General features: G+C 62.3%; 18 protein-coding genes. 8 read left to right on the forward strand and 10 right to left on the reverse strand.

Annotation, left to right across the window (positions count from 1 at the left end; all coding sequences use genetic code 11):
• Nucleotides 1-67 precede the first annotated feature (67 nt).
• Nucleotides 68-547 carry an Lrp/AsnC family transcriptional regulator gene (locus DELCS14_RS16550; RefSeq protein WP_012205315.1) on the reverse strand — a complete coding sequence of 160 codons (480 nt, stop codon included), beginning with the start codon at nucleotides 545-547 and terminating at the stop codon, nucleotides 68-70.
• Between the two features lie 662 nt (nucleotides 548-1,209).
• On the opposite strand from DELCS14_RS16550, the gene DELCS14_RS16555 reads away from it, so the two are divergent.
• Nucleotides 1,210-2,700, forward strand: a complete 1,491-nt coding sequence (locus DELCS14_RS16555) for a GGDEF domain-containing protein (RefSeq protein ID WP_013802672.1) — start codon at nucleotides 1,210-1,212, stop codon at nucleotides 2,698-2,700.
• Between the two features lie 32 nt (nucleotides 2,701-2,732).
• Here the strand turns inward: DELCS14_RS16555 and DELCS14_RS16560 are convergent, their stop codons facing one another.
• Nucleotides 2,733-4,553: a methyl-accepting chemotaxis protein gene (locus tag DELCS14_RS16560; RefSeq protein ID WP_013802673.1), complete on the reverse strand. Its 1,821-nt coding sequence runs from the start codon at nucleotides 4,551-4,553 to the stop codon at nucleotides 2,733-2,735.
• Nucleotides 4,554-5,354: 801 nt separating this feature from the next.
• Between DELCS14_RS16560 and DELCS14_RS16565 the strand changes: the two genes are divergently transcribed.
• Nucleotides 5,355-5,648: an H-NS histone family protein gene (locus DELCS14_RS16565; RefSeq protein ID WP_012205312.1), complete on the forward strand. Its 294-nt coding sequence runs from the start codon at nucleotides 5,355-5,357 to the stop codon at nucleotides 5,646-5,648.
• 486 nt (nucleotides 5,649-6,134) lie between these two features.
• On the opposite strand, the gene DELCS14_RS16570 is transcribed toward DELCS14_RS16565, so the two are convergent.
• Together DELCS14_RS16570 and DELCS14_RS30665 are read right to left on the reverse strand one after the other, a co-directional pair.
• Nucleotides 6,135-7,697, reverse strand: coding sequence for a methyl-accepting chemotaxis protein (locus DELCS14_RS16570; protein ID WP_013802674.1), 1,563 nt, complete (start codon nucleotides 7,695-7,697; stop codon nucleotides 6,135-6,137).
• The gene (locus DELCS14_RS30665; protein WP_157158288.1) at nucleotides 7,687-7,911 is read right to left on the reverse strand and encodes a hypothetical protein; all 225 of its coding nucleotides are present in this window, start codon (nucleotides 7,909-7,911) and stop codon (nucleotides 7,687-7,689) included. Before DELCS14_RS30665 ends, DELCS14_RS16570 begins: the two co-directional genes overlap by 11 nt.
• A 126-nt stretch (nucleotides 7,912-8,037) precedes the next feature.
• Here DELCS14_RS30665 and DELCS14_RS16575 point away from each other — a divergent pair, with 126 nt between their 5' ends.
• Nucleotides 8,038-9,219 carry a GGDEF domain-containing protein gene (locus DELCS14_RS16575; RefSeq protein ID WP_013802675.1) on the forward strand — a complete coding sequence of 394 codons (1,182 nt, stop codon included), beginning with the start codon at nucleotides 8,038-8,040 and terminating at the stop codon, nucleotides 9,217-9,219.
• A gap of 110 nt (nucleotides 9,220-9,329) precedes the next feature.
• On the opposite strand, the gene DELCS14_RS16580 is transcribed toward DELCS14_RS16575, so the two are convergent.
• Entirely contained in the window at nucleotides 9,330-9,509 is a 180-nt protein-coding gene (locus DELCS14_RS16580; protein WP_012205309.1) for a CsbD family protein, read from the reverse strand.
• Nucleotides 9,510-9,640: 131 nt separating this feature from the next.
• A complete protein-coding gene (locus DELCS14_RS16585) occupies nucleotides 9,641-10,042 on the reverse strand; it encodes an Arc family DNA-binding protein (RefSeq protein ID WP_013802676.1) in 402 nt (133 codons plus the stop codon).
• A 181-nt stretch (nucleotides 10,043-10,223) separates the two neighbouring features.
• Here DELCS14_RS16585 and DELCS14_RS16590 point away from each other — a divergent pair, with 181 nt between their 5' ends.
• The gene (locus DELCS14_RS16590) at nucleotides 10,224-10,616 is read left to right on the forward strand and encodes a hypothetical protein (protein ID WP_012205307.1); all 393 of its coding nucleotides are present in this window, start codon (nucleotides 10,224-10,226) and stop codon (nucleotides 10,614-10,616) included.
• 24 nt (nucleotides 10,617-10,640) lie between these two features.
• Here DELCS14_RS16590 and DELCS14_RS16595 read toward each other — a convergent pair whose 3' ends face one another.
• A complete protein-coding gene (locus tag DELCS14_RS16595; protein ID WP_013802678.1) occupies nucleotides 10,641-11,942 on the reverse strand; it encodes a UDP-N-acetylglucosamine 1-carboxyvinyltransferase in 1,302 nt (433 codons plus the stop codon).
• 141 nt (nucleotides 11,943-12,083) lie between these two features.
• Nucleotides 12,084-12,560 carry a GNAT family N-acetyltransferase gene (locus tag DELCS14_RS16600; RefSeq protein ID WP_012205305.1) on the reverse strand — a complete coding sequence of 159 codons (477 nt, stop codon included), beginning with the start codon at nucleotides 12,558-12,560 and terminating at the stop codon, nucleotides 12,084-12,086.
• A 271-nt stretch (nucleotides 12,561-12,831) separates the two neighbouring features.
• Here DELCS14_RS16600 and DELCS14_RS16605 point away from each other — a divergent pair, with 271 nt between their 5' ends.
• The 3 genes from DELCS14_RS16605 (at nucleotide 12,832) to DELCS14_RS31415 (ending at nucleotide 15,837) form a co-directional block, all read left to right on the forward strand.
• Entirely contained in the window at nucleotides 12,832-13,035 is a 204-nt protein-coding gene (locus tag DELCS14_RS16605; protein ID WP_013802679.1) for a hypothetical protein, read from the forward strand.
• A 251-nt stretch (nucleotides 13,036-13,286) separates the two neighbouring features.
• Nucleotides 13,287-14,360, forward strand: coding sequence for a linear amide C-N hydrolase (locus tag DELCS14_RS16610; protein ID WP_013802681.1), 1,074 nt, complete (start codon nucleotides 13,287-13,289; stop codon nucleotides 14,358-14,360).
• A gap of 580 nt (nucleotides 14,361-14,940) precedes the next feature.
• Nucleotides 14,941-15,837 carry an IPTL-CTERM sorting domain-containing protein gene (locus DELCS14_RS31415; RefSeq protein WP_267232369.1) on the forward strand — a complete coding sequence of 299 codons (897 nt, stop codon included), beginning with the start codon at nucleotides 14,941-14,943 and terminating at the stop codon, nucleotides 15,835-15,837.
• 74 nt (nucleotides 15,838-15,911) lie between these two features.
• Here the strand turns inward: DELCS14_RS31415 and DELCS14_RS16620 are convergent, their stop codons facing one another.
• Complete coding sequence (locus tag DELCS14_RS16620; RefSeq protein ID WP_157158289.1) at nucleotides 15,912-16,853, reverse strand: hypothetical protein; 942 nt, start codon at nucleotides 16,851-16,853, stop codon at nucleotides 15,912-15,914.
• Nucleotides 16,854-18,209: 1,356 nt separating this feature from the next.
• Between DELCS14_RS16620 and DELCS14_RS30035 the strand changes: the two genes are divergently transcribed.
• Nucleotides 18,210-19,676 (forward strand): IPTL-CTERM sorting domain-containing protein, encoded by a 1,467-nt coding sequence (locus DELCS14_RS30035; protein WP_228676774.1) that lies wholly within the window; start codon nucleotides 18,210-18,212, stop codon nucleotides 19,674-19,676.
• A 60-nt stretch (nucleotides 19,677-19,736) separates the two neighbouring features.
• On the opposite strand, the gene DELCS14_RS16630 is transcribed toward DELCS14_RS30035, so the two are convergent.
• The gene (locus tag DELCS14_RS16630) at nucleotides 19,737-20,015 is read right to left on the reverse strand and encodes a hypothetical protein (protein ID WP_013802685.1); all 279 of its coding nucleotides are present in this window, start codon (nucleotides 20,013-20,015) and stop codon (nucleotides 19,737-19,739) included.
• Between the last annotated feature and the right edge of the window lie 161 nt (nucleotides 20,016-20,176).

Here is a 20,176-nt window from a genome sequence, read left to right on the forward strand (position 1 = left end):
CTACCCGGCAGTTTCACTAGCAGATGTCAGAGACCCGACAGTGGTTGCAAGGGCTGCAGCGCGCCCCTCAGGCAGCGGATTCGCCCGGCTGGCTCAGGGCCGCCGTCGTGCGCCGGTCGATCTTGCGGCTGAGCACCACCGAGGTATAGGTCTGCTGAATGCCGTCGATCAGGCCGATGCGGTCCAGCAGCGCATCGAGCTTTTCATTGCTCTCGCAGCGCACGAACACCATGTAGTCGTACTGGCCGCTGACGGCAGAGACCTCCTCGACCTCGGTGAAGCGGTTGAGCGCCTGCATGACCAACGTGGCCGTCTTGGGCTGCACGCGGATGCCGCAATACGCCCGCACGGCAGACTGCTCCACGCGTGCGCCCAGGCGCACGCCGTAGCCGGCGATCACGCCCTCTTGCTCCAGCCTGGCAATGCGCGCCACCACCGTGGTGCGCGCCAGATTCATCTGCCGAGCCAGATGTGCGGTGGAAGCCCGTGCATTGGTCTGCAGCAGACGCAGCAGCTGGCGGTCGGTTTCATCAAGACGGTATTCCATGCGGTTCCCTGGATTTCAACGGCAAGCACCCATGGAGGCTGCCCGGATGTGGTTCCACATTTCGGCAGAGATCTCCCCCAATCCGGCGATTTTATGCGTTGCGCATCGTCGTTCTATCGACAGGAGCTGCACTTTTCCTGGTACCGCGGCGGCAGGAACGGCTCTCCAACCCTCGCCGACCAGCAGCCGCCTCAACTGGCACCACCAGCTCTTGGGATATTCATCAGAAACAAAAGTAACTAATTACAAATTCTTGGTGCGACAGGAAGCAGGGACCACGCAGGGACCTGACTACGGAACCGTATGAATCATTAGCATGCACCCCATCTTTCCTTCACAAAAACTGCTCCAGGCGCACCGCTGCCACTTGAGGCAGCGCTGATCGGGCGTACCGGCGCCTGCGAAACGCTTTCATAGCGTGCTGTATGCAAGATGGATCAGTACTTGCAAATACATGCATTTCCGCTAGATTGACCCCGCAGGCGTAAATTTTGTGTACTCAAGTTACCCCGCACCTCTTGTCTGATCTGCCCCGAGGAGGATTTCCTGTTCCCGCTGCCCGCCGGGCCGCTCGTTCACCACCATGACAAGGGCATGGCCGCCATGCCCGACGAACGCGCGCAGAGTCCGGTGCCTCCATTCGGTCTCCACAGGGGAGACATATGTCACATCGCGCCGCATCCGGAGATCCGTGGAGCCTTCCACAAGCTGCAACGCCCTGGCGGGACAGCTTTGTGCTGGGCGGGGTGCTGTTCCTGTGCTCGGCCGTGGCGCTGGGCCTGCGCTCTCCGGAGCATCTGTCGTCCCTGTGGCTGTCCAACGCCCTGCTCCTGGGCTGGATGCTTCGCAGCCCGGCCTACAGCCATAGACACGGCTGGACGGCTGCCGCCATTGCCATGGCACTGGCCGAATGGCTTTCCGGCAGTCCGCTGGACCAGACCCTGTGGCTGACCTTTGCCGACCTGGCCGCCGTGGCCTGCGGCTGGGTGATGATGCGGCGCCTGCCCCAGCGGGTGCAGCAGATGCGCTCCCCTTCCTCGGTGCTGCACCTGGTGATGTGCAGCCTGCTGGTGAGCGTGGTCGGAGCCGTGCTGGGCTCGGCGGGCATGCACCATCTCATGCATTGGCCCTGGCAGCCCATGATGGCCATGTGGTTCAGCAGCGAGTTGATGCACATGACCCTGTTGCTGCCTGTGCTGCTGAGCCTTCCGGCAAAGCTGGAGCCGCTGTCCTGGCGCAGCCAGCCATTCAAACAAACGGCGCAGGCCTTGCTGCCGCTGCTTGCCCTGGCGATTTCCGAATCCATTGCCATCTACCTGGGCGGACCAGGCGCGCTGTCGCTCACCATGCCGGCCATGCTGCTGTGCGCCATGCGCTATCGGCTGTTCGTGGTCGCCCTGCTCAACCTGGTCAGCTGCGCCATCAAGCTGGCCACGTTTTCCCATGTGTTGTTCAGTTCGCCCGGCACCGAGCTGGAGACGACGTTCTCCTTCCGCCTGGGTCTGGCCATGCTGTCGATCGGCCCGCTGGCCGTAGCCTGCACGCTCATGGCTTTCAAGGACATGCTCAGCAAGCTGCGCCATGCAGTGAACCACGATGCGCTGACGGGACTGCTGGCACGCACCAGCTTTCTGGAGCGCGCACAGCGCACGCTGGAGCGCCTGCAGCGCGAGCGCCAGTCAGGCACCATGCTGATGCTCGACCTGGACCACTTCAAGCACATCAACGACCGCCATGGCCATGCCGCCGGCGACCGGGTGCTGCAGGAAGTCTCGGCCCGCCTGTCGCAGGCGCTGCGCCCGCATGAACTCATAGGCCGCCTGGGCGGCGAGGAGTTTGCGGTGCTGCTGCCCGGTGCCGACTGCGTCACGGCCAGAGCCGTGGCCCAGCGGCTGTGCGAGGCCACGCGCGAAATTCGCATCGACATGAACGATGGCGCAGCCATCTGCCCCACGCTGAGCATTGGCATAGGCTGCACGAACATGGCCTACCCACCGCTGGGTTTGAGTGCCTTGCTGCGCATGGCCGATACCGCGCTGTACCAGGCCAAGGCCAGCGGCCGCGACCGCTACTTCGTGGCCGGCGAGCGGCCGGGCGAGGCCGACTCACCGGCCTTTGCCTGCGAGCATTCCGGGGGCGCCAAAGCGGCCTGACACCAGGCACCGCCTCGGCGTTTTGCCAGCGCTCAGCGCAGGCGGCGGGCGCCGTTTCCTTCGTCGAGCTTGAAGCCCGCCACGGCCTGCGCCAGCTGCACCGCCTGCTGCTGCAGCGACTGCGCTGCGGCCGTGACCTCCTCCACCAGGGCAGCGTTCTGCTGCGTGACCTGGTCCATCTGGCCGATGGCGCTGCCCACCTCGGCAATGCCACGGCTTTGCTCCTGGCTGGCGTTGCTGATCTCGGCCACCAGCGTGCTGAGCTTGCGCACGCCGTCCACGGCCTGGTCGATGGTGGTGCCCGCATTGCGCACCAGGCGGCTTCCCGTGTCGATCTGGCCCACGGAATCATCGATCAGCGCCTTGATCTCCCTGGCCGCCGTGGCGCTGCGTTGCGCCAGCGTGCGCACCTCGCTGGCGACCACGGCAAAGCCCCGACCCTGCTCGCCGGCGCGCGCCGCTTCCACCGCCGCGTTCAGCGCGAGGATGTTGGTCTGGAAGGCAATGGAGTCGATCACGCCGATGATGCTTTCGATCTTGCGGGCCGAGGCCTCGATGCCGCCCATGGTCTGCACCACCTGGCCGACGGCCTCTCCGCCCTGGGTGGCGATCTGCGAGGCGCTGGTGGCCAGCTCGCTGGCCTGGCGCGCATTGGCCGCGTTCTGCTGCACGGTTGCCGTGATCTGCTCCATGGCGGCTGCCGTCTGCTCCAGCGAGCTGGCCTGCTGCTCGGTGCGTGACGACAGGTCCTGGTTGCCACCCGCAATCTCTGCCGACGCCATGCGCACCGATTCCGACGACTCGCGAATGCGCAGCAGCACCGTGGCGATCTTGTCCACGAACTGGTTGAAGGACTGGCCGATCTGCGCCAGCTCATCGCGGCCGGCAGAGGTGAGGCGGCGGGTCAGATCGCCTTCGCCCGAGGCGATGTCCTGCAGCGCATCGCGTGCCACGGCCAGGCGGTTGAGCATGCGGCGCAGCGCCACGGTCAGCAGCACCGCCGCGCCCAGCACGGACAGCACGGTGATGAGGGCGGCCACCTGCAGCAGCGCCCGCACCGAATCCGTGGCCTGTGCGCGGTCGATCACCACGGCCAGCGTCCAGGGCGTGCCCTCGACCTTGGCGGCGTAGAGCATCTGCGGTTCGCCATCGAGCACCAGATCGGCGCGGCCGCCCTGCTCGGCCAGGCGCTTGATCAGCGCGGCATCGAGTTCAGGGGCAATCGCGGAAGCGGGCTTGAGCGCCAGCTCGGGCTTGGCGTAGGCCAGCAAGCGGCCTTCGCCATCAATCAGAAAGGCAAAGCTTTTTTCCTGGGGACGGATGGCGGCCACTTTCCTGGACATGGCGGCCAACCGCACATCAGTGCCGACAACGGCCGTGATGGCGCCCGAGCTGCCGACCGGATCGACAAAGCTGATGGTCAGCTCGCCGGTGCTGGCATCGACATAGGCCGGCGTCACGCCCGGCCGGCCTTCGCGCACGGCCTGCTTGAACCAGTCGCGCTGGGTTCCGTCGTAGTTCTCCGGCATGGGATGGGTGAACACGGCGCGCTTGTCGGCATGGACGAAATAGGCGTCATCGAAGCCGCCAGCCTGCTGGCCGGCCAGCAGGAAGGGGATGGGGTCCGGCTGGTCCACCGCCTTCTTCAATGAGCCGGTGATGCGCTGCTTGTCCTGAACCCAGTCGGTCAGTGTGGATGCATGGGCCCGCGTGAGCTGGCCGATGTTTTCGTCGATATCGGACAGCGTACTGCTGCGCGCCGTCCAGAAGGTGGCCATGGACAGCGCGAACAGCGCGGCCACGGTGATTGCTACGCAGATGAGGATCAGGCGGGCACGAAGTGTTTGAAACATGATGCGTAGTGAAGGCAAAAACGAGGGCTGTGAATGCCCATCGAGCCTATCCGAGACGCATCGGCCGCCAGAGCTCGAAGAGTGCGTACTTGCCCTTGTAATTGCCTGCTTCCTGCGTGCGAAGAAGCCCGCTGGCTAGCCCCTTCGTGCAGGCACTGCATTGCTGGCAGCGCCGCCCAAACTGCAGTCGTCAGCCTTTTGCAAGAACCAGTCACAAGCTTGAAGGATGCGTGCTATAGTGTCAATTTGTAACACAGACACTTGCCGCCCTGGCTGCGGGATTTTTCTGTCGCAAACGCCAGCGCCTTGATTCCAGGACCCTGCCGTTTGCGCCGCGCACCCTGTGTTTTTCCCTCCCTCATATTTTTGGGGTGCACTATGCGGCCTTTTCTTCCCTTGCATGGACTGCCATTGATCGAGAGTGGCTTCCCATCGGGGGCCGGCAGGGAGCCGGGCAAGAAAGTGTTTCACCTTGATACAAAAATGCCGATAAGAAGGCAGATCTGTCATTCAAGGGAAGAGAAACATGAAGCGATGCATCATCAAAGTGGCCGGCGCCTGCTACACAGCCCTGTTCCCCAGCACCTGCGCCGCTGTGGCAGACGCGATGGCCCGGTTTCCATACGCTACAAAAATCAGCGTCCGACTCGCCTAGACTCGGGCAAGATGGGAATCCGTTCTCAGACAGGTTCCAGGCAATACGCCTGTCGTCGTCCGGGTGTTGCGCGGCAGTGTAGGCTCACTTTGCCAAAAGTCTCCTAAGATTCCTTTATATTGGCAGATCAACATCCATTGATATACATGACTACCGACTACAAGACACTGCTGCAGCAGAAAGCCCATCTCGAAGCCCAGATCGCCGAAGTGCTCAAGACCGAGAAGTCCGGAGCCATTGCCCAGGTGCGCACCATCATCGACCAATACGGATTGACCGAGGCCGACGTCTTCCCTTCGTCCAAAGCCAAGGCTGGCGGCGGTTTCCGCGTGGTCGGCGTCCCCAAGTACCGCGACCCGGCCACGGGCGCGACCTGGACCGGCCGCGGCAAGCAGCCCCGCTGGATCGAAGGCAAGGACCGCACTCCCTTCGCCATATGAGGTCCGGCGCAGCCCGCCCCCTGGCAGCCGCCAAGCTGCGACAGAGCCCGCCAAGTGCGGGCTTTTTGCTGCAAGAAGCAACGGGTTAACCCTATTGCTCAGAAGTTACAAATTCTTCACTGTAGTGCAGATGCGTGAACCGATGGGTGCCGGCATGTTTCGGTACCCAAGCAATCACAACAAGGGAAACAGCAGGTATCACACAGGGAACTGTCCTACAGCCCTGCTCTCCAAAATCATGTTGGCCACGCCTTTGCAGCAAGCGCAAGCCATGTGGATGCAACCACGCAGCGGCGAAGTCCAGGCGGCCACTGGAGCGATCCGCAGCCACCACGAACCATTTTCCAGCCGGGCCAGGGAGACTATCTCCTCCCTCCCCTCTCACTGACTTACCCTGGCAGGCCCGCAAGGGCACCGGCTTTTCTCTTCAAGGACCGCCCTCGGGCGGTCCTTTTTTCTGCGTGTGTTATTGCGCCTTGGTGCTGGTCAGCGCAAGGCTGGCACAGCATGGCCCACCTTGAACACGGCCACCATGCCCGACAGGCGCTGCGCCTGGTCGCTGAGGGCGGCGGCGGCCGCTGCGGACTCCTCCACGAGAGCCGCATTTTGCTGCGTCATCTGGTCCAGCTGGCTGACTGCCTGGTTGACCTGGCCAATGCCGTCGCGCTGCTCCGTGGAAGATGCCGTGATCTCGCCGATCATGTCCGAGACCTTGCGCACGCTGCCCACGATGTCATCCATGACCTGGCCAGCCTGGGCCACCTGGGCCGAGCCTTCCTGCGCGGCATCGACCGAGGTGCTGATCAGCACCTTGATCTCCTTGGCGGCCTCGGCGCTGCGATGGGCCAGGGCCCGCACTTCACCGGCCACCACGGCAAAGCCGCGGCCCTGCTCGCCTGCGCGGGCCGCTTCCACGGCAGCGTTCAGCGCCAGGATGTTGGTCTGGAAGGCAATGGAGTCGATGACACCGATGATGTCGGAGATGCGGCGTGCGCTGTCGCCGATGCGATCCATGCTGGCCACCACATGGCCCACCACGGCGCCGCCGCGCTCGGCGGCCTGGGCGGCGCTGCCGGCCAGATGATTGGCCTGGCGCGCGGTGTCGGCCGCCTGGCCCACGGTGGCGGTCAGTTGTTCCATGCTGGCGGCCGTTTCCTCCAGATTGGACGCCGTCTGCTCGGTGCGCGAAGACAGGTTGTGGTTGCCCGCGGCAATCTCGGTGGATGCGGTGGAGATGGAATGCACGCTGTCACGCACCTCCGTCACCAGCCCGCGCAGCCGCGCCGCCATGCCCGAGACCGAGCGCAGCAGGTGGCCAAACTCGTCTTTGCGACTGTCATCGGCCGACACCGTGAGGTCGCCCTGGGCGATGGCGTCCGTCAGCTGCACGGCACGTTCCAGGGGGCGGGTGATGGCCCGCGTCAGCACCAAGGCCAGCGCCAGGCCCGCCAGAAGGACCACACCCTGGACGATCCAGGCCAGCACGCTGGCCTGCTGCCGGGCGGCCTGGGCCTGCTCGCGGGCTGCATCGCGCTGGCTGCGCTGCAACTGCACGAAGACTTCCAGCGAGTCCACGTAGCGGCCAATGGCGCCCAGGTACTGCTGCTGGACGAACTCGCGGAATGCCGCTGCATCGCCGGTCAACTTGATCTCGCGCGCCCGCTTGTTCAGTGCCAGCACCTCGGTGCGGATGGCGGCAATGCGCTCCAGCGCCGCCTTGTCGGCCTCGCTGGCGCCCTTGACGATCTCGGCCTGCAGCTTGGTGATCAGTGCCGAGCCTTCCTTGACCCGGCCGTCGAGCAGGCGGGTCAGTTCCTCATCGGTGGAGGCATTGCTGGCCAGTACCCGCTCGCCCGTGGTCTCCGTTGCGCCCTTCCATTGAATGGCCAGGCTGATGCGACTCTCGTACTCGGACAGCGTCTGCATGCCATGGTCCATGGCGCGAGCCGCCGCAAACTGTGCCCAAAGCGATACCGCAAGCATCATCGCCAGCAAGCCGCCCAGCGTGCCCCAAAGCTTGGCGGACACGCTCCATTGATCAAATTTCATTCGTAGCACTCTCGTCGGAAAAACCGAATACAGGAAAGGTAAAACAACAGGCCGCGCACATCAGCGGCGACCGTTTTCCGGCGCAACGCCCTGCCATATCGGCATAGGCCACCAATCCGGAAAAGATGACCTGCTTTTTCGTCACAAATGCCCGGGACTTGAGGCCGCTGCACTGGTAGGCCCGATATCGCCAGCCGTGCACAACGCGGAACATGCGCCCATGCGGCCGCAAGCGCCGTGTCAACGGATGCAAAATGGACCGGCGCTTCGGAATGCAGCACCATTCAATGCCGCAATCGCGAAGCTGTCGCCACCCGCACCTGCAAGTGCATAACACGCTGTGGATGTGTCACTCGATACCGATCGCCTCTATGTATTGATTGCGCCGCTGAGCATTCTGCTGCTCAGTTGCACGCTGGCCGTGTGCTGGCTGGTGCAGCGGCGCCAGCGTTACCTGCTGTGGATTGCGGGCGGATACGCCCTGGTTTCTCTGGCGCTGGCCTGGCAAAGCCTTGCACCCCGGGAAGAACTGCACCACTGGGCGGTGTTCACGGGCGCCATGTATCTGTTCGGCACCTGGTGTTTCGCGCGCTGCATGGCGGGGCGCTATGGCGTCTCGGCCCATCCCTTGCTGGGGCTGCTCATAGGCGCCGTCGTCCTGGCTGCGCTGTACTACTACAGCCGGTTCCAGGTCGATCTGTGGGTGCGCGTGCACTGGCTCAACACCGGCTTGGGCCTGCTGCAGATGCTGCCGGCGCCCGCCATGCTGCGGCGCCGGCCGCCTCAGGATTGGCTGGAGAGAATGCTCTACTGGTCCTACGTGGTGTTTGCCGGCTACACCGCTGCCCGGCCGCTGCTGGTGCTGGCCCTGGGCAGCACCGACCTCAACGAGATTGCACGCTCCACCTACTGGCTGGTGACCCTGGTCAGCACGCTGTCGTTTGCGCTGCTGTTCACCCTCATGCTGCTGGCATGCACGGTGCGCGATGTCTTCACCGCGCTGCGCGAGGAGCGCAACCACGACTCGCTGACCAACCTGCTCAACCGCCGCGCCTTCCAGGAGGCAGCCGAGCTGCGCCTGGCCGATCCGCACATGGCCCCGATCTCCGTGCTGATAGGCGACATAGACCACTTCAAGCGCATCAATGACAGCTGGGGACATGACTGCGGAGACCGTGTATTGCAGGCCGTGGCCCAGACCCTGCAGCAACACGTGCGCAACGACGATCTGGTGTCACGCTTTGGCGGCGAGGAATTCGTGCTGCTGCTGATGCGCACCACGCCCCAGGAGGCCGAGCGCGTGGCCCAGCGCATACGCGCCCAGCTCAGCGCGGATGGCTATGTGCTGGCGGCCGGCCAGCGGGTGACCATCAGCTTCGGCATCGCACCCGTGGCCGCCAACACCGCCTTGACCGATGCGCTGACGCGCGCCGACGGCCTGCTGTATGCCGCCAAGCAGGCGGGCCGCGACCGCGTGCATGTGGCCACCGACCCTGGCCGCAGGGTGCCGCAGGCCGTCTGAAACAGGAAAGCGCGCAGCGCCTTCTTCGTACGCCCATTCATCAAAATCCGTGGAAAAGAAAAAGCCCGCCAGGGTGTGGCGGGCTTGTCCCCAAAGGCAGGGTGAATGCCTTATTTTTTTGCGTCCTTCAAGACTTCCTTCACATCACCCAGCTTCTTCTGGGCCGTGCCTTCGACCTGCTTGGCAATGCCCTTGGCCTGTTGCTCGGGGCTGTCGATCAACTCGCCAGCCTTTTGCTGCACCTTGCCTGCGGCATCCTTGAGCGTGCCCTTGATCTGATCCGTGTTCATAGTTGCGTCCTTTGCTGCAAGAGCCTTCAAAAAGGGATAGGTTGTTTAACACCCAACGCAACGATACGCGTGGCAAACCGGGGCGCGCGACAGCGCGCTGCAACGATACGCGTGGTCTGAGGCCTACAGCCTCAGGTCTTCTTGCTGGTGCGACGGGCCTGCACGCCATCCCCCGTGGCCTTGGGCAAAGACGCGGCCTCACCCGCTTCGGAGCGCAGGCGCTTGAGGGCTTCGGTCACCACGGCCTCCTTGTGCGCCTCGAACAGGCCTGCAGCGGCGTCCTTGTGTTCTTGCAGCAAGCGGCACAGGCGCGCGATTTCCTTTTTCAACTCCGCCACATCCAGGTCCGGGCCGGCCTGGGCCGTGTCGCCGGCTTCATCCAATTCGAAGCTGCGCCGTATGCGGGCAACGATTTCGGCATTCATGGAACGGTGGCCTGCCTTTGCCACTTCCGAGATGCGATCGCGCATTCCATCCGGGAAACGGACGATGAAGCGCTCCTGGGTTTCGCTGGGAAAGGGTTTTCGTTGCATTGGGCGATGGTACCTGTCAGATGCAAATTCAGATTCATGCCTAGTTGACATGATTCCAAGTTGGCATAACATTTGAATCGGCCCGACCGAGGACCGGGCAAACCAGCCCCCATGCCATGCACACGCCGATGCCCGTGCGTACGAGCACTGAACCCCAGACCTATTGCGCAAGAACAGAACCATGCCGGACACAGACATGCACGCCTGCGCGCGCCTTGCGCAGGCCCTCGCCAGAGCGCCCGATCCGGAGAGCCTGGCGACCGATGCGCTATGCCACATCAGCGCGGCGCTGAGCGTGCTGGAAATGCATGTGGAAAGATCCAACCGCGCCATGGTGGTCGGTGTCCATGACCTGCTGCGCAGCTACCACCTCAAGGCAGACCGTGCCGCTGCAGAGCAGCCGGTCGAGGCGCTGGCCAGCAGCGTGCTGCCGCAGATGTCGGCCGACCTTCAAGGCCTGCTGGAAATCATTGACCGCGTGAACGACGACGAGATGGACGACCCCATCCTCTATGCCGTGAGCTACCTGCTCAGGGCGGCCAAGAGATTCTCGGATGCGGCGCCGCAGGCATAGCGGCCTGCGCATCGCCGCCTGACCTCACTCCTCGTTGGTCCACTCCACCCGCGCGCCCAGGCTGCGCAGGTTCTCGACAAAGTGCGGATGCGCACGGCGAATCGGCGTGGCGTTGCGGATCTCCGATCGACCCTCGATGCTGCTGGCGACCATGAACAGCGCAATCGCCACGCGGATGATGTACGGGCTCTCCACCACGGCCGGCGTCAGCGGATTGCCGCCAAAGGTGACCACGCGGTGCGGGTCCGAAGAAAACACATGGGCACCGAACTTGGACAGCTCGCCCGTCCAGCCCAGCGCGCCGTCGTAGATCTTGTTCCAGAACAGCGCATTGCCCTGCGCATGCACACCCAGCGCAATGAAGATGGGCAGCAGATCCACCGGAAAGTACGGCCAGGGAGCGGCTTCCACCTTGGTAAGCACATTGCTGGTGAAAGGCGTCTGCACCTTCAGCGGCCCCGAGCGCAGCGCGCGCGACCAGCCGTTCTTGTGCTCCACCTGCACGCCAAACTTGGCGAAGGTGCGATCGATCAGCGGAAAGTTGTCTGGCGTGCTGTTGCGCACCTCCACATCGCCGCCCGTGATCGCACCCAGCGCGAGAAAGGTGGTGATCTCGTGGAAGTCTTCCTCGAAGGTGAAATCGCCGCCGCCCAGCGGCGCACCGCCGCGCACCGTCAGCCGAGAGGTGCCGATGCCGTCAATATCGGCACCCATCATCACCATGAAGCGGCAGAACTCCTGCACATGCGGCTCGCAGGCCGCATTGGTCAGCATGGACTCGCCTTGCGCAGCCACGGCGCACAGCACGAAGTTCTCCGTGGCCGTGACTGAGGCGTAGTCCAGCCAGTGGCGCACGGCCTTGAGCGGTGCGGCACTGTGGATCAGCAGGGAGCCGCTGGCGCGTTCCACCTCTCCGCCAAAGGAGCGAAAGATGTCCACGTGCGGATCGATCTCGCGCACGCCCAGCGTGCAGCCCTTGACGTTGTCCTCCAGCCGCGCCACGCCAAAGCGCGCCAGCAGCGGCGGCACCAGCATGATGGAAGAGCGCATTTCCTCGGGCAGGCGGTGCGAGGACGCGTCAAAGCGCGTGTCGCGGTGATGCAGCTGCAGCGTGCGAGTGGCCTCGTCCAGCTGCACCTCGCTGCCCAGCGTGCGAAAGATGTCGAGGATCTTGCGCACATCCGTGATGTCCGGCACGCCATGCAGCCGCAGCGGCTGATCGGTCAGCAGCGTGGCGCACAGAATCGGCAGCACTGCATTCTTATTGGCGGAGGGAACGACGCGGCCGCGCAAAGGCGTGCCGCCGTGGACGATGAGATTGGACATGGGGTGCAGCGCTAGCAGCGATAGGACAACGCGTGATTCTAGGGTTGCCGGGCTGCCCGCAGGCCTTGCAGCGGCAGCACACGCCCGCTGTTTCAACAGGTTTCGTATCCAGGCCGCCTACCCGACAACAAAGCGTCAGCCTCAGCCCTGCACTTCGTGCCCGTAGACGATGAAGCCCCGGTGCTCGGCCACCTGGTCATACAGCGCGCGGCCCGCCTCGTTGGAGGACTGCGTCTGCCAGTACACGCGGCGCGCTCCTGCCTGCGCAGCCTGCGCATAGACCGCACGGATAAGCGACTTGCCAATGCCCTGCTTGCGCCTCCGCGCATCGGCAAACAGATCCTGCAGATAGCACACCGGCTCCAGCCGCGTGGTGCTGCGATGAAACAGGTAGTGCGCCAGGCCGACCAGCTCACCCTCGCTCTCCGCCACGAGCGCAAACACCGGCTCCAGCGGATTGAGGAAACGCTCCCAGGTGGCCTGTGTGATGCCTTCGGGCAGCGCCGTCTCGCCAGCGCGCCCATAGAACGCGTTGTAGCCCTGCCAGAGAGGAAGCCATTGGTGGTGGTCCGCCTGTGTGACAGGCCGGATCTGGAGCGGAGGAACAAGAGACGACATGAAACTCCTGGCAAATAAATGAAATGGGGACCAGGAATTCTAGGCACGGCAAGCCGCCGCCAAGAGGTTTGCAGGCCAGTCCCGGCCCCTTCGCAAAGTCTGAGGACGCAGCGCACAGCGCGTCCGCAAAACACATACACGGCGTACAGGCCCGGCCTACATGCGACCTCAGCCTTGGCCCGCACAGAAACACCGCGCAACCAATTGAAATAGAGCCCATAGGAGAGCACGTACCCAGAAACCTCTCCAAATCATGTGACGGAGATACAAGATGAGTCGAGTCGTTCCGACAGAAAGCTTCAACCCGGACCCGGATGCCCGCTACCACCGCAGCCTGCTGGAAGCCTTTCCCGTGCGCGGCAGCCAGCCTTTGCTGCTGCGCATGGAGCCACGCTCGCCCCTGGGGCGCCTGTACGCGCGGGGCTTGCGCGCCTTGCGGGCCGCATTCGCCACCGAACTGCCGAGAACCTTCTGATGCGACACCTCTTCCTCGTCTTTCTGTGGTCCGCCATCTGCGCCATTTCCTTTGCCGTGGCGATGCTGGCCAGCCCCATGCTCAGCCACGCCATCTGACCGTGCTGCCAGCACGCGTGCCGTTGCCTTCACCACGCCCATAAAACCATCGGCCATCGCCTTGGCCGTCTCCAATGCGGCTTTATCCGACTCTGGATGCAAATTCCTGCCGCCTACACTGCGCCAGTCCATTGGCTTACAAAGGAATTGCCCGTGAAGAAAAGCACATTGCAGATTCGTCCCGTCGTGGGCGCATTGCTGGTGGGATTTGCCGGGCTTGCAGCCCTTTCCAGCGCCTGGGCCTGTACCCGCCTTGTCTATTTGGGTGCGAATGGCCAGGTCGTGACGGCACGCTCCATGGATTGGAAAAGCGACATCGTCAGCAATCTCTGGGTACTGCCGCGCGGCATGGAGCGCAGCGGCAAGGCCGGCCCCAATTCCCTGCGCTGGACTTCCAGGTACGGCAGCGTTGTCACCTCGGGCTATGACGTGTCCACCACCGATGGAGTCAATGAGGTCGGCCTGAATGCCAACCTGCTATGGCTCGTGGAATCCCAATACCCCGCTTTCGGCGCAGGCAGCAAACCCGGCCTGACCATTGCGGCCTGGGCGCAATATGTGCTGGACAACTTCGCCACCGTGAAGGAAGCCGTCGCGGCTTTGGAGAAAGAGCCCTTCACCATCGTCTCGGACAACGTGCCCGGAGAGAACCGCCTGACGACGCTGCACCTCTCGATGTCCGACGCCAGCGGCGACAGCGCGATCGTCGAGTACATCAACGGCCGGCAGGTGATACACCACGGTCGTGAATACCAGGTCATGACCAACTCGCCGACCTTCGATCAGCAACTGGCCCTGAACGCCTATTGGAAGCAAGTGGGTGGCACCACCATGCTGCCCGGCACCAACCGGGCCGCCGACCGCTTTGCCCGCGCATCGTTCTACGTCAACGCCATCCCCAAAAGCCCGGACCCCAACAAGGCGCTTGCCAGCGTCTTCAGCGTGATCCGCAACGCCTCGGTGCCATATGGCCTGAACACTCCCGAAGAGCCCAACATTTCGTCTACCCGCTGGAGAACCGTGTTCGACCACCAGCGCAAGCTCTACTTCTTTGAATCGGCCCTGACTCCGAACACCTTCTGGGTGGACCTCAAGGCACTGGACTTCAGCAAGCAAACAGGCAAGGTGCTCAAGCTCGACCTGGGACCGGATCAGGACCACACATTCTCGGGCGATGCCACGCAGAATTTTCAGGAATCGGCACCGTTTGAGTTTCTTGGATTGTGAGAACCAACTTCAGGCACAGGCCATGGGCTCGCGCACTGCTGCCTCAATGTTGATTTCGCTTTGTGCTTTGCACAGGAAAATGCCTCGCATTAATTCGAGGCATTTTTCCATTGAAAATCAAAAATAGCAGAGCTAATCTGCCGCCAATTAATACTATGATGGTTTATTGGCATTCAACTGGGAAATAAACCTAAACAAATAAAACCCAATAATCTCAAACTCAATACATTTTAATTTTCTATTGATTTATTTATATCAATATATAAACAATATCAACCTGACTCTACAAGCCGAAATCAAGTAATTCCTCAATAGACAATATTCAGACCATCACATAGCATCGCGCTCGCAAAATATATTCACCAAGGGATGAGGAAAAATGCGAGCAACAACACCGAATCAACAAAGATGGTTCACGCCTTGGCCTGAACTGCGCAAGGGCATATTGAATGCGCGTCTTCTGGCAGCTTGCGCTGCGTGCCTGGCCCCTGCGGCCTGGGCAGCGCCCTGCGTCAGTGGAACGGTGTACACCGCCGCTGGCGGGCCCCAGGTTTGCACCGTACCTGCAGGCATCACGACCATGACCGTCACCCTCATCGGCGGTGGCGGCGGGGGCGTTTTCAGCTCATCCATGGTCACAGGAGGAAACGCCGCCGTTGGCACAGGCAGCTTGGCGGTGACTCCTGCCAACAACCTGCTGATCAGCGTCGGAGGCGGAGGTGCCACAGGAGGGCCTGTCGGCGCAGGGGGCGGTGGAAGCAGCAGCATCATCGACACATCCGCCCTCACCGTTCTGGCCGTGGCGGGCGGCGGAGGCGGCGCCGGCCGCAACGACACCGCTGGAGTTTCCGGTGGCAATGCGGGAGTGGGCGCAGGTGGTGGCAACGGCAGCAACGGAACGATGGGCAACCCGGCACACCCCGGTGGCGCAGGCGGCACGGTGGCTGGCACGGGCGGGGCCGGTGGCATTGGCACCGATGGCACGGGAGGCGCTGGCGGCAGCACCAGCAGCAGGGACGGCAGTACGGCCACAGGCAATGACGGAGGCGGCAGCGGCGGCGGCGTGGGTCCTGCAGGACCAGGAGCCAGTGGCGCCAGCGCCGGCAGCATGGGCCCCGGTTTGGGCGGTGGCGGCGCTGGCGGCGGAGGAGCCGGCGGCTACAACGCCGGTGGCGGCGGTGGCGGCTACGGGGGTGGCGGCGGCGGCGGCGGGAACGCAGGCAACGCTGGCGACATAGGCGGCGCTGGCGGTGGAGGCAGCAGCTACGGCGCCGGAATCACATTCGCAGCAGCCACCAGCGGAGCCGGCATGGGCGGCGCAGGAAATTCGAATGGTGCGGACGGATCCGTTCTGATCACCTTCGCTCCCCCAATCGCGTCAGCCCAGGCCATCCCCACGCTTGGCGAATGGAGCTTGCTGCTGCTGTCGGGTCTGCTGGCCTTGGTCGGCGTAGCCAGGACGCGGCGCCAGTACTGAGCACAGGGGTGGGACGGATTTTTGAGGATCCGCCCCGAAAGGAATGATCACAGCGCGCGTGCGCTGTGATTCCCTCAAAGCCTTTCAGCCTGGTAGTAGTTTTTCCCGCCGCCCAAGCACGGCATGGGCGTCAGCATCACGGCTGCACTGCTATGGCAAAAGCCCAGTACCGTTCTGGCCGGTTGGACGAGTTGGCCGGCTGCATCCACCCCGCTCCAATGGATCCGTCCCGTCAGGACGCCGTATTCGTCCACGTGCAGCCTCTCAATCCTGTACATGTTCAAGCCGGATCGAGACGGAGCGCCTTTGCAGCTCAAAAGCCCCTCAGAGTAGATGCCACCTCCCGAATACCTCAGAGGCCCCTCGTAAAAGCAAGTCCCTCCGGCTGCAAATTCCTCCTCCATGCGGAACACATCTCCCTTGGCGTAGATATGAAGCTGCCCCCCCCTCGAACCACTCATCACCAGTTCCTCACCCGATGAGTAGCTGAAGCTCTTGCCATGCATGCGGGCCAAATTGTCCTCAAAGCCGAATCGCTTCATGGGCTGCGGCGCCTCCCCGGGCAAAGTGACCGTAGCAGAAGTCTCTGTATCAAAAACAATGCGGACAGGTCCTACGACTCGCACGGGCTCTCCATCCTGTGCGGGCCCTCCCAGAACGCGGCCGCCACGGTATTCCGTCAGTTCACCTTCGAAGATTTTTTCATCCTTCAGCTGACCCGCAGCCTGCAGGAAAAGTGCAGAGCCATCCGTTCTGTATCCGAAGTAGGTAACGATCACGTTCAGCCCGCCTTGCCTGTCTATCTGAATCCCACGCCCAGGCTTGCCATTCAGTTCACCATCCATCGCCCACATACCGGAATCAGGCAAGGCCGCCATTGTGTAAGCAGACAGGCAAGAGGCAAAGGCAGAAATCACAACACTGCGGATCCATCGATTCATAACGTCTCCATTGACATGAAAATTAAGCGAAACCGCCTGACTATAGCCTGCAACCGGCTCGTCAAGATAATTCACATCAAACGCTCCAATAAATTTAATTTAGTTAATTTATTTGCTTGCTAAGAAAAATCGGCACAAAACACGCGTGAACGAGCGGATGCGCTGGCCTCATTGATCCGCTCCTCCACGACCTGCGGCACAGCACCGCCAGCGAGAAGGTCAACGCTGACGTGACCCTTCTCGTAATGAGGGCAGGGAGCATAACCGCTCTGATGGGCCCTCTGGTGAAGTGGTGTTAACCACTCTTAGAGGAGCTGCAGAAAAAAATCACCTCCCTAGCCGCAAGCAATCTAATTCCAATCTGAAAATATGAATCATTTAATCCTGCGACACTTTCAGGAATTGACGAGCTTGGGATAAACCATAAATCACACTCTGAACTAAAATTCATTAGTTGATTTCCTATAATCAAGCATCTAACCAAGAAATTAAACGCGATTTAAATCCTTGGATATTCCCGGCCATGCAGCACCTAATGATTGGACATCGGCTGCGTGTCCTGCGGCCTTTGCTGCCATGTCCCCATACGCTGCGCGGCAGTCTTCATATACGGCATTGACGGCAGTGGCTTACTCAAGGACGGATGCGGGGGGAGCACTGGCAAGTCTGCGGGCGGCATCTGCAGATTGCTCGCGCAGGCCGTTAGAGACAGCGCGCGTCCAGCTCGACGCGCTCCCACTGCGGCGCCTGTTTCTGTTGCTTGCTCATCCGCCCGAAGCTGGCAGGCTTGGGGCGACCGCCACAGCACCAGGCCGCCCACTCCAAATAACTACCAAGTTTCAGTGATATACACAAAATACACAAATTTCTACAATTTGCAACGAATTCGGCCATCGAACATGGGTTCGGTATAGAGCGCTGCAGGGAGCGAGCCGTTCGCTAAATAAGGGAACCAACATGTCATCCGGGAATTTCCGCACATGGGCACTGGGCAGCGCCGTGGCTCTTGTGGCCTTTGCTGGCTCCGCCAGCGCACAGTTGCTCAACGTATCCACATCACATACCAATGTCTCGTGTTACGGAGGAAACAATGGCACCGCCACGGCCCAAGGCATCCAGAACGGTGTTGGGCCCTTCTCCTACTCATGGGCCCCCTCTGGAGGCACAAACGCTACCGCCTCAGGGCTCACGGCAGGCACTTACACCGTCGAAGTTACTGACTCGAACAACTTACAGGGAACTGCGTCTGTCACAGTTGGACAACCTGTAGCAGCCCTATCAGGCACAAAGTCGCAGATCAATCCCACTGGAGGCAACAACGGTAGCGCAGCAGTTGTCGCGAGCGGGGGGACTCCTGGCTACACCTACGCCTGGATCCCCTCCGGGGGCACAGCGGCAACCGCGACAGGACTAGCTCCCGGTCAATATTGGGTGACCATCACAGACGCCAACGCCTGCCAAACCGCGCTGAGCTACATGCTTGCGGCCGCTGCCCCCTCAGTACAAGCAGTAAGCGTTCCTCCCAACGGAACCTATAGTGCTGGGCAGAACCTGCAGTTCAATGTGACCTACAGCGCTCCCGTCGCCGTCACAGCTGGCGGCCCACCGTCAATTCCTTTGACGATTGGTTCAACGGTCCGGCAAGCGAACTTCGTCGGTGGCAGCAACACCTCCATCCTGACTTTCATATACACCGTGCAGCCAGGTGACTTTGATGCAAATGGAGTGACGTTAGGGACCGCCATCAATCTCAATGGGAGCACGATGACGAGCGGAGGCACCAACGTTGTACTGAATTTGGCAAACGTAGGCGCCACGACCGGCGTACTGGTGAATGGACAGCAAACCCAGAGCATCACGTTCACAAACCCCGGTGACCAAATTTTCGGCACAACGCCAACACTGGCCGCGACGGCCAGTTCCAGCCTGCCCGTGGCCTTCAGTGCAACCACAACTGCCGTGTGCACGGTCACGTCGGGCGGCATGCTGACTTTTGTGAACACAGGCTCTTGCACCGTCGATGCGAACCAAAGTGGTAACGCAAGCTATCTGCCTGCATCACAGGTGTCTCAAACCTTCATGGTGAATGCAGCGGCACCCGGAGCCCCCACCATTGGCAACGTCACTGCAGCCGACGGGCAGGCTACGGTGACCTTTACTGCACCTGCATCTGACGGCGGCACCCCCATCACAGGCTATACCGTGACCGCGACCCCCGTGGCCGTGCCCGGTGCGCCTGGTGTGATCACTCAGCAAGGAACGACATCCCCCATCGTCGTGGCTGGCCTGAGCAATGGCTTCACCTACAACTTCATGGTCGTGGCATCCAACGGGACAACCGGTGCAGCCTCTGCAAGCACACAAGCCACGCCGCGCAAGCTGCAACTGGTGAGCGCGCCCGGCAGTGTGCCTGGCATGACCGGCACACCGTCTGCCACGATGTCCGGCGGCGGCACCACCTGCACGCTGCAACCTGGCGGCGGCTTCGGACCTGTGACCTCCACCCCTCCGAACCTCCAAGCGCCCAGCGGTCAATTCGCTTTCAGCGCCGAAAACTGCATCGGATCTGTGACGATGACCCTCACCTATCCCAGCGCTCTCCCCGAAGGCGTGCAGTTCCGCAAGCCCGATGGAGCCGGCGGATGGTTCGACCCTGCGACCGCGCTGAACGTGATCGTGAACGGTGCGCGCACCACGGTGACCTACACCATCACCGACAACGGCCCGGGTGATACCAACCCTGCCGTGGGCGTGATCGCAGACCCACTCGTGCCCGTGCTGGCAGCAGTTCCAGCCGGCGGCGCTGCAGCCATTCCTACGCTCAGCGAGTGGGGTGTCATTCTGATGTCTGCCCTGCTGGCGATGTTCGGCCTGCGTCGCATGCGCCGCCAGCGTTGATGCAGCCCTGATCCCAAAAAACAAGGCCCGCAACTGCGGGCCTTTTCTTCGTCTGCCCGTCTACAGGCGGCGCGCGGCGATCTGCAGGCGCTCGGCCAGCGTGGGCTTTGCAGCCAAGCGCTCTGCCGTTCCCAGCACGCCATCGCGGCCCGTTACCGCCCGCGCTATCAGTGCCGTGCCCAGCGCACCACTCACAACACGGCCCATGCCACTTTCCGTGCGCCGGGCGTGGCGCAGAGCCAATAGGCCAGCACCGAGCACCAGCCAGTGCTCACCCATGAATCCCTTGCGAGAGTCATCCCACTTGCGCAGGTCCTGAATCTTTTCTGAAATCGCCATTCATTGCTCCTGTTTCTTCAGAGCTTGCATGGTGCCCCGCCAGCGGGCTGCAGGCTGTCGGTCCCTGAGCAAGATTCCGGTGGCGAGAGTCCTACGGGCGCGTTGTGGGCGTCCAGCTCAATGCGCCCCCACTGGGGGCTTGCTTCTGTTCCTTGCTCATC

Source organism: Delftia sp. Cs1-4 (genome assembly GCF_000214395.1).
Taxonomy (GTDB): Bacteria; Pseudomonadota; Gammaproteobacteria; order Burkholderiales; family Burkholderiaceae_C; genus Comamonas; species Comamonas acidovorans.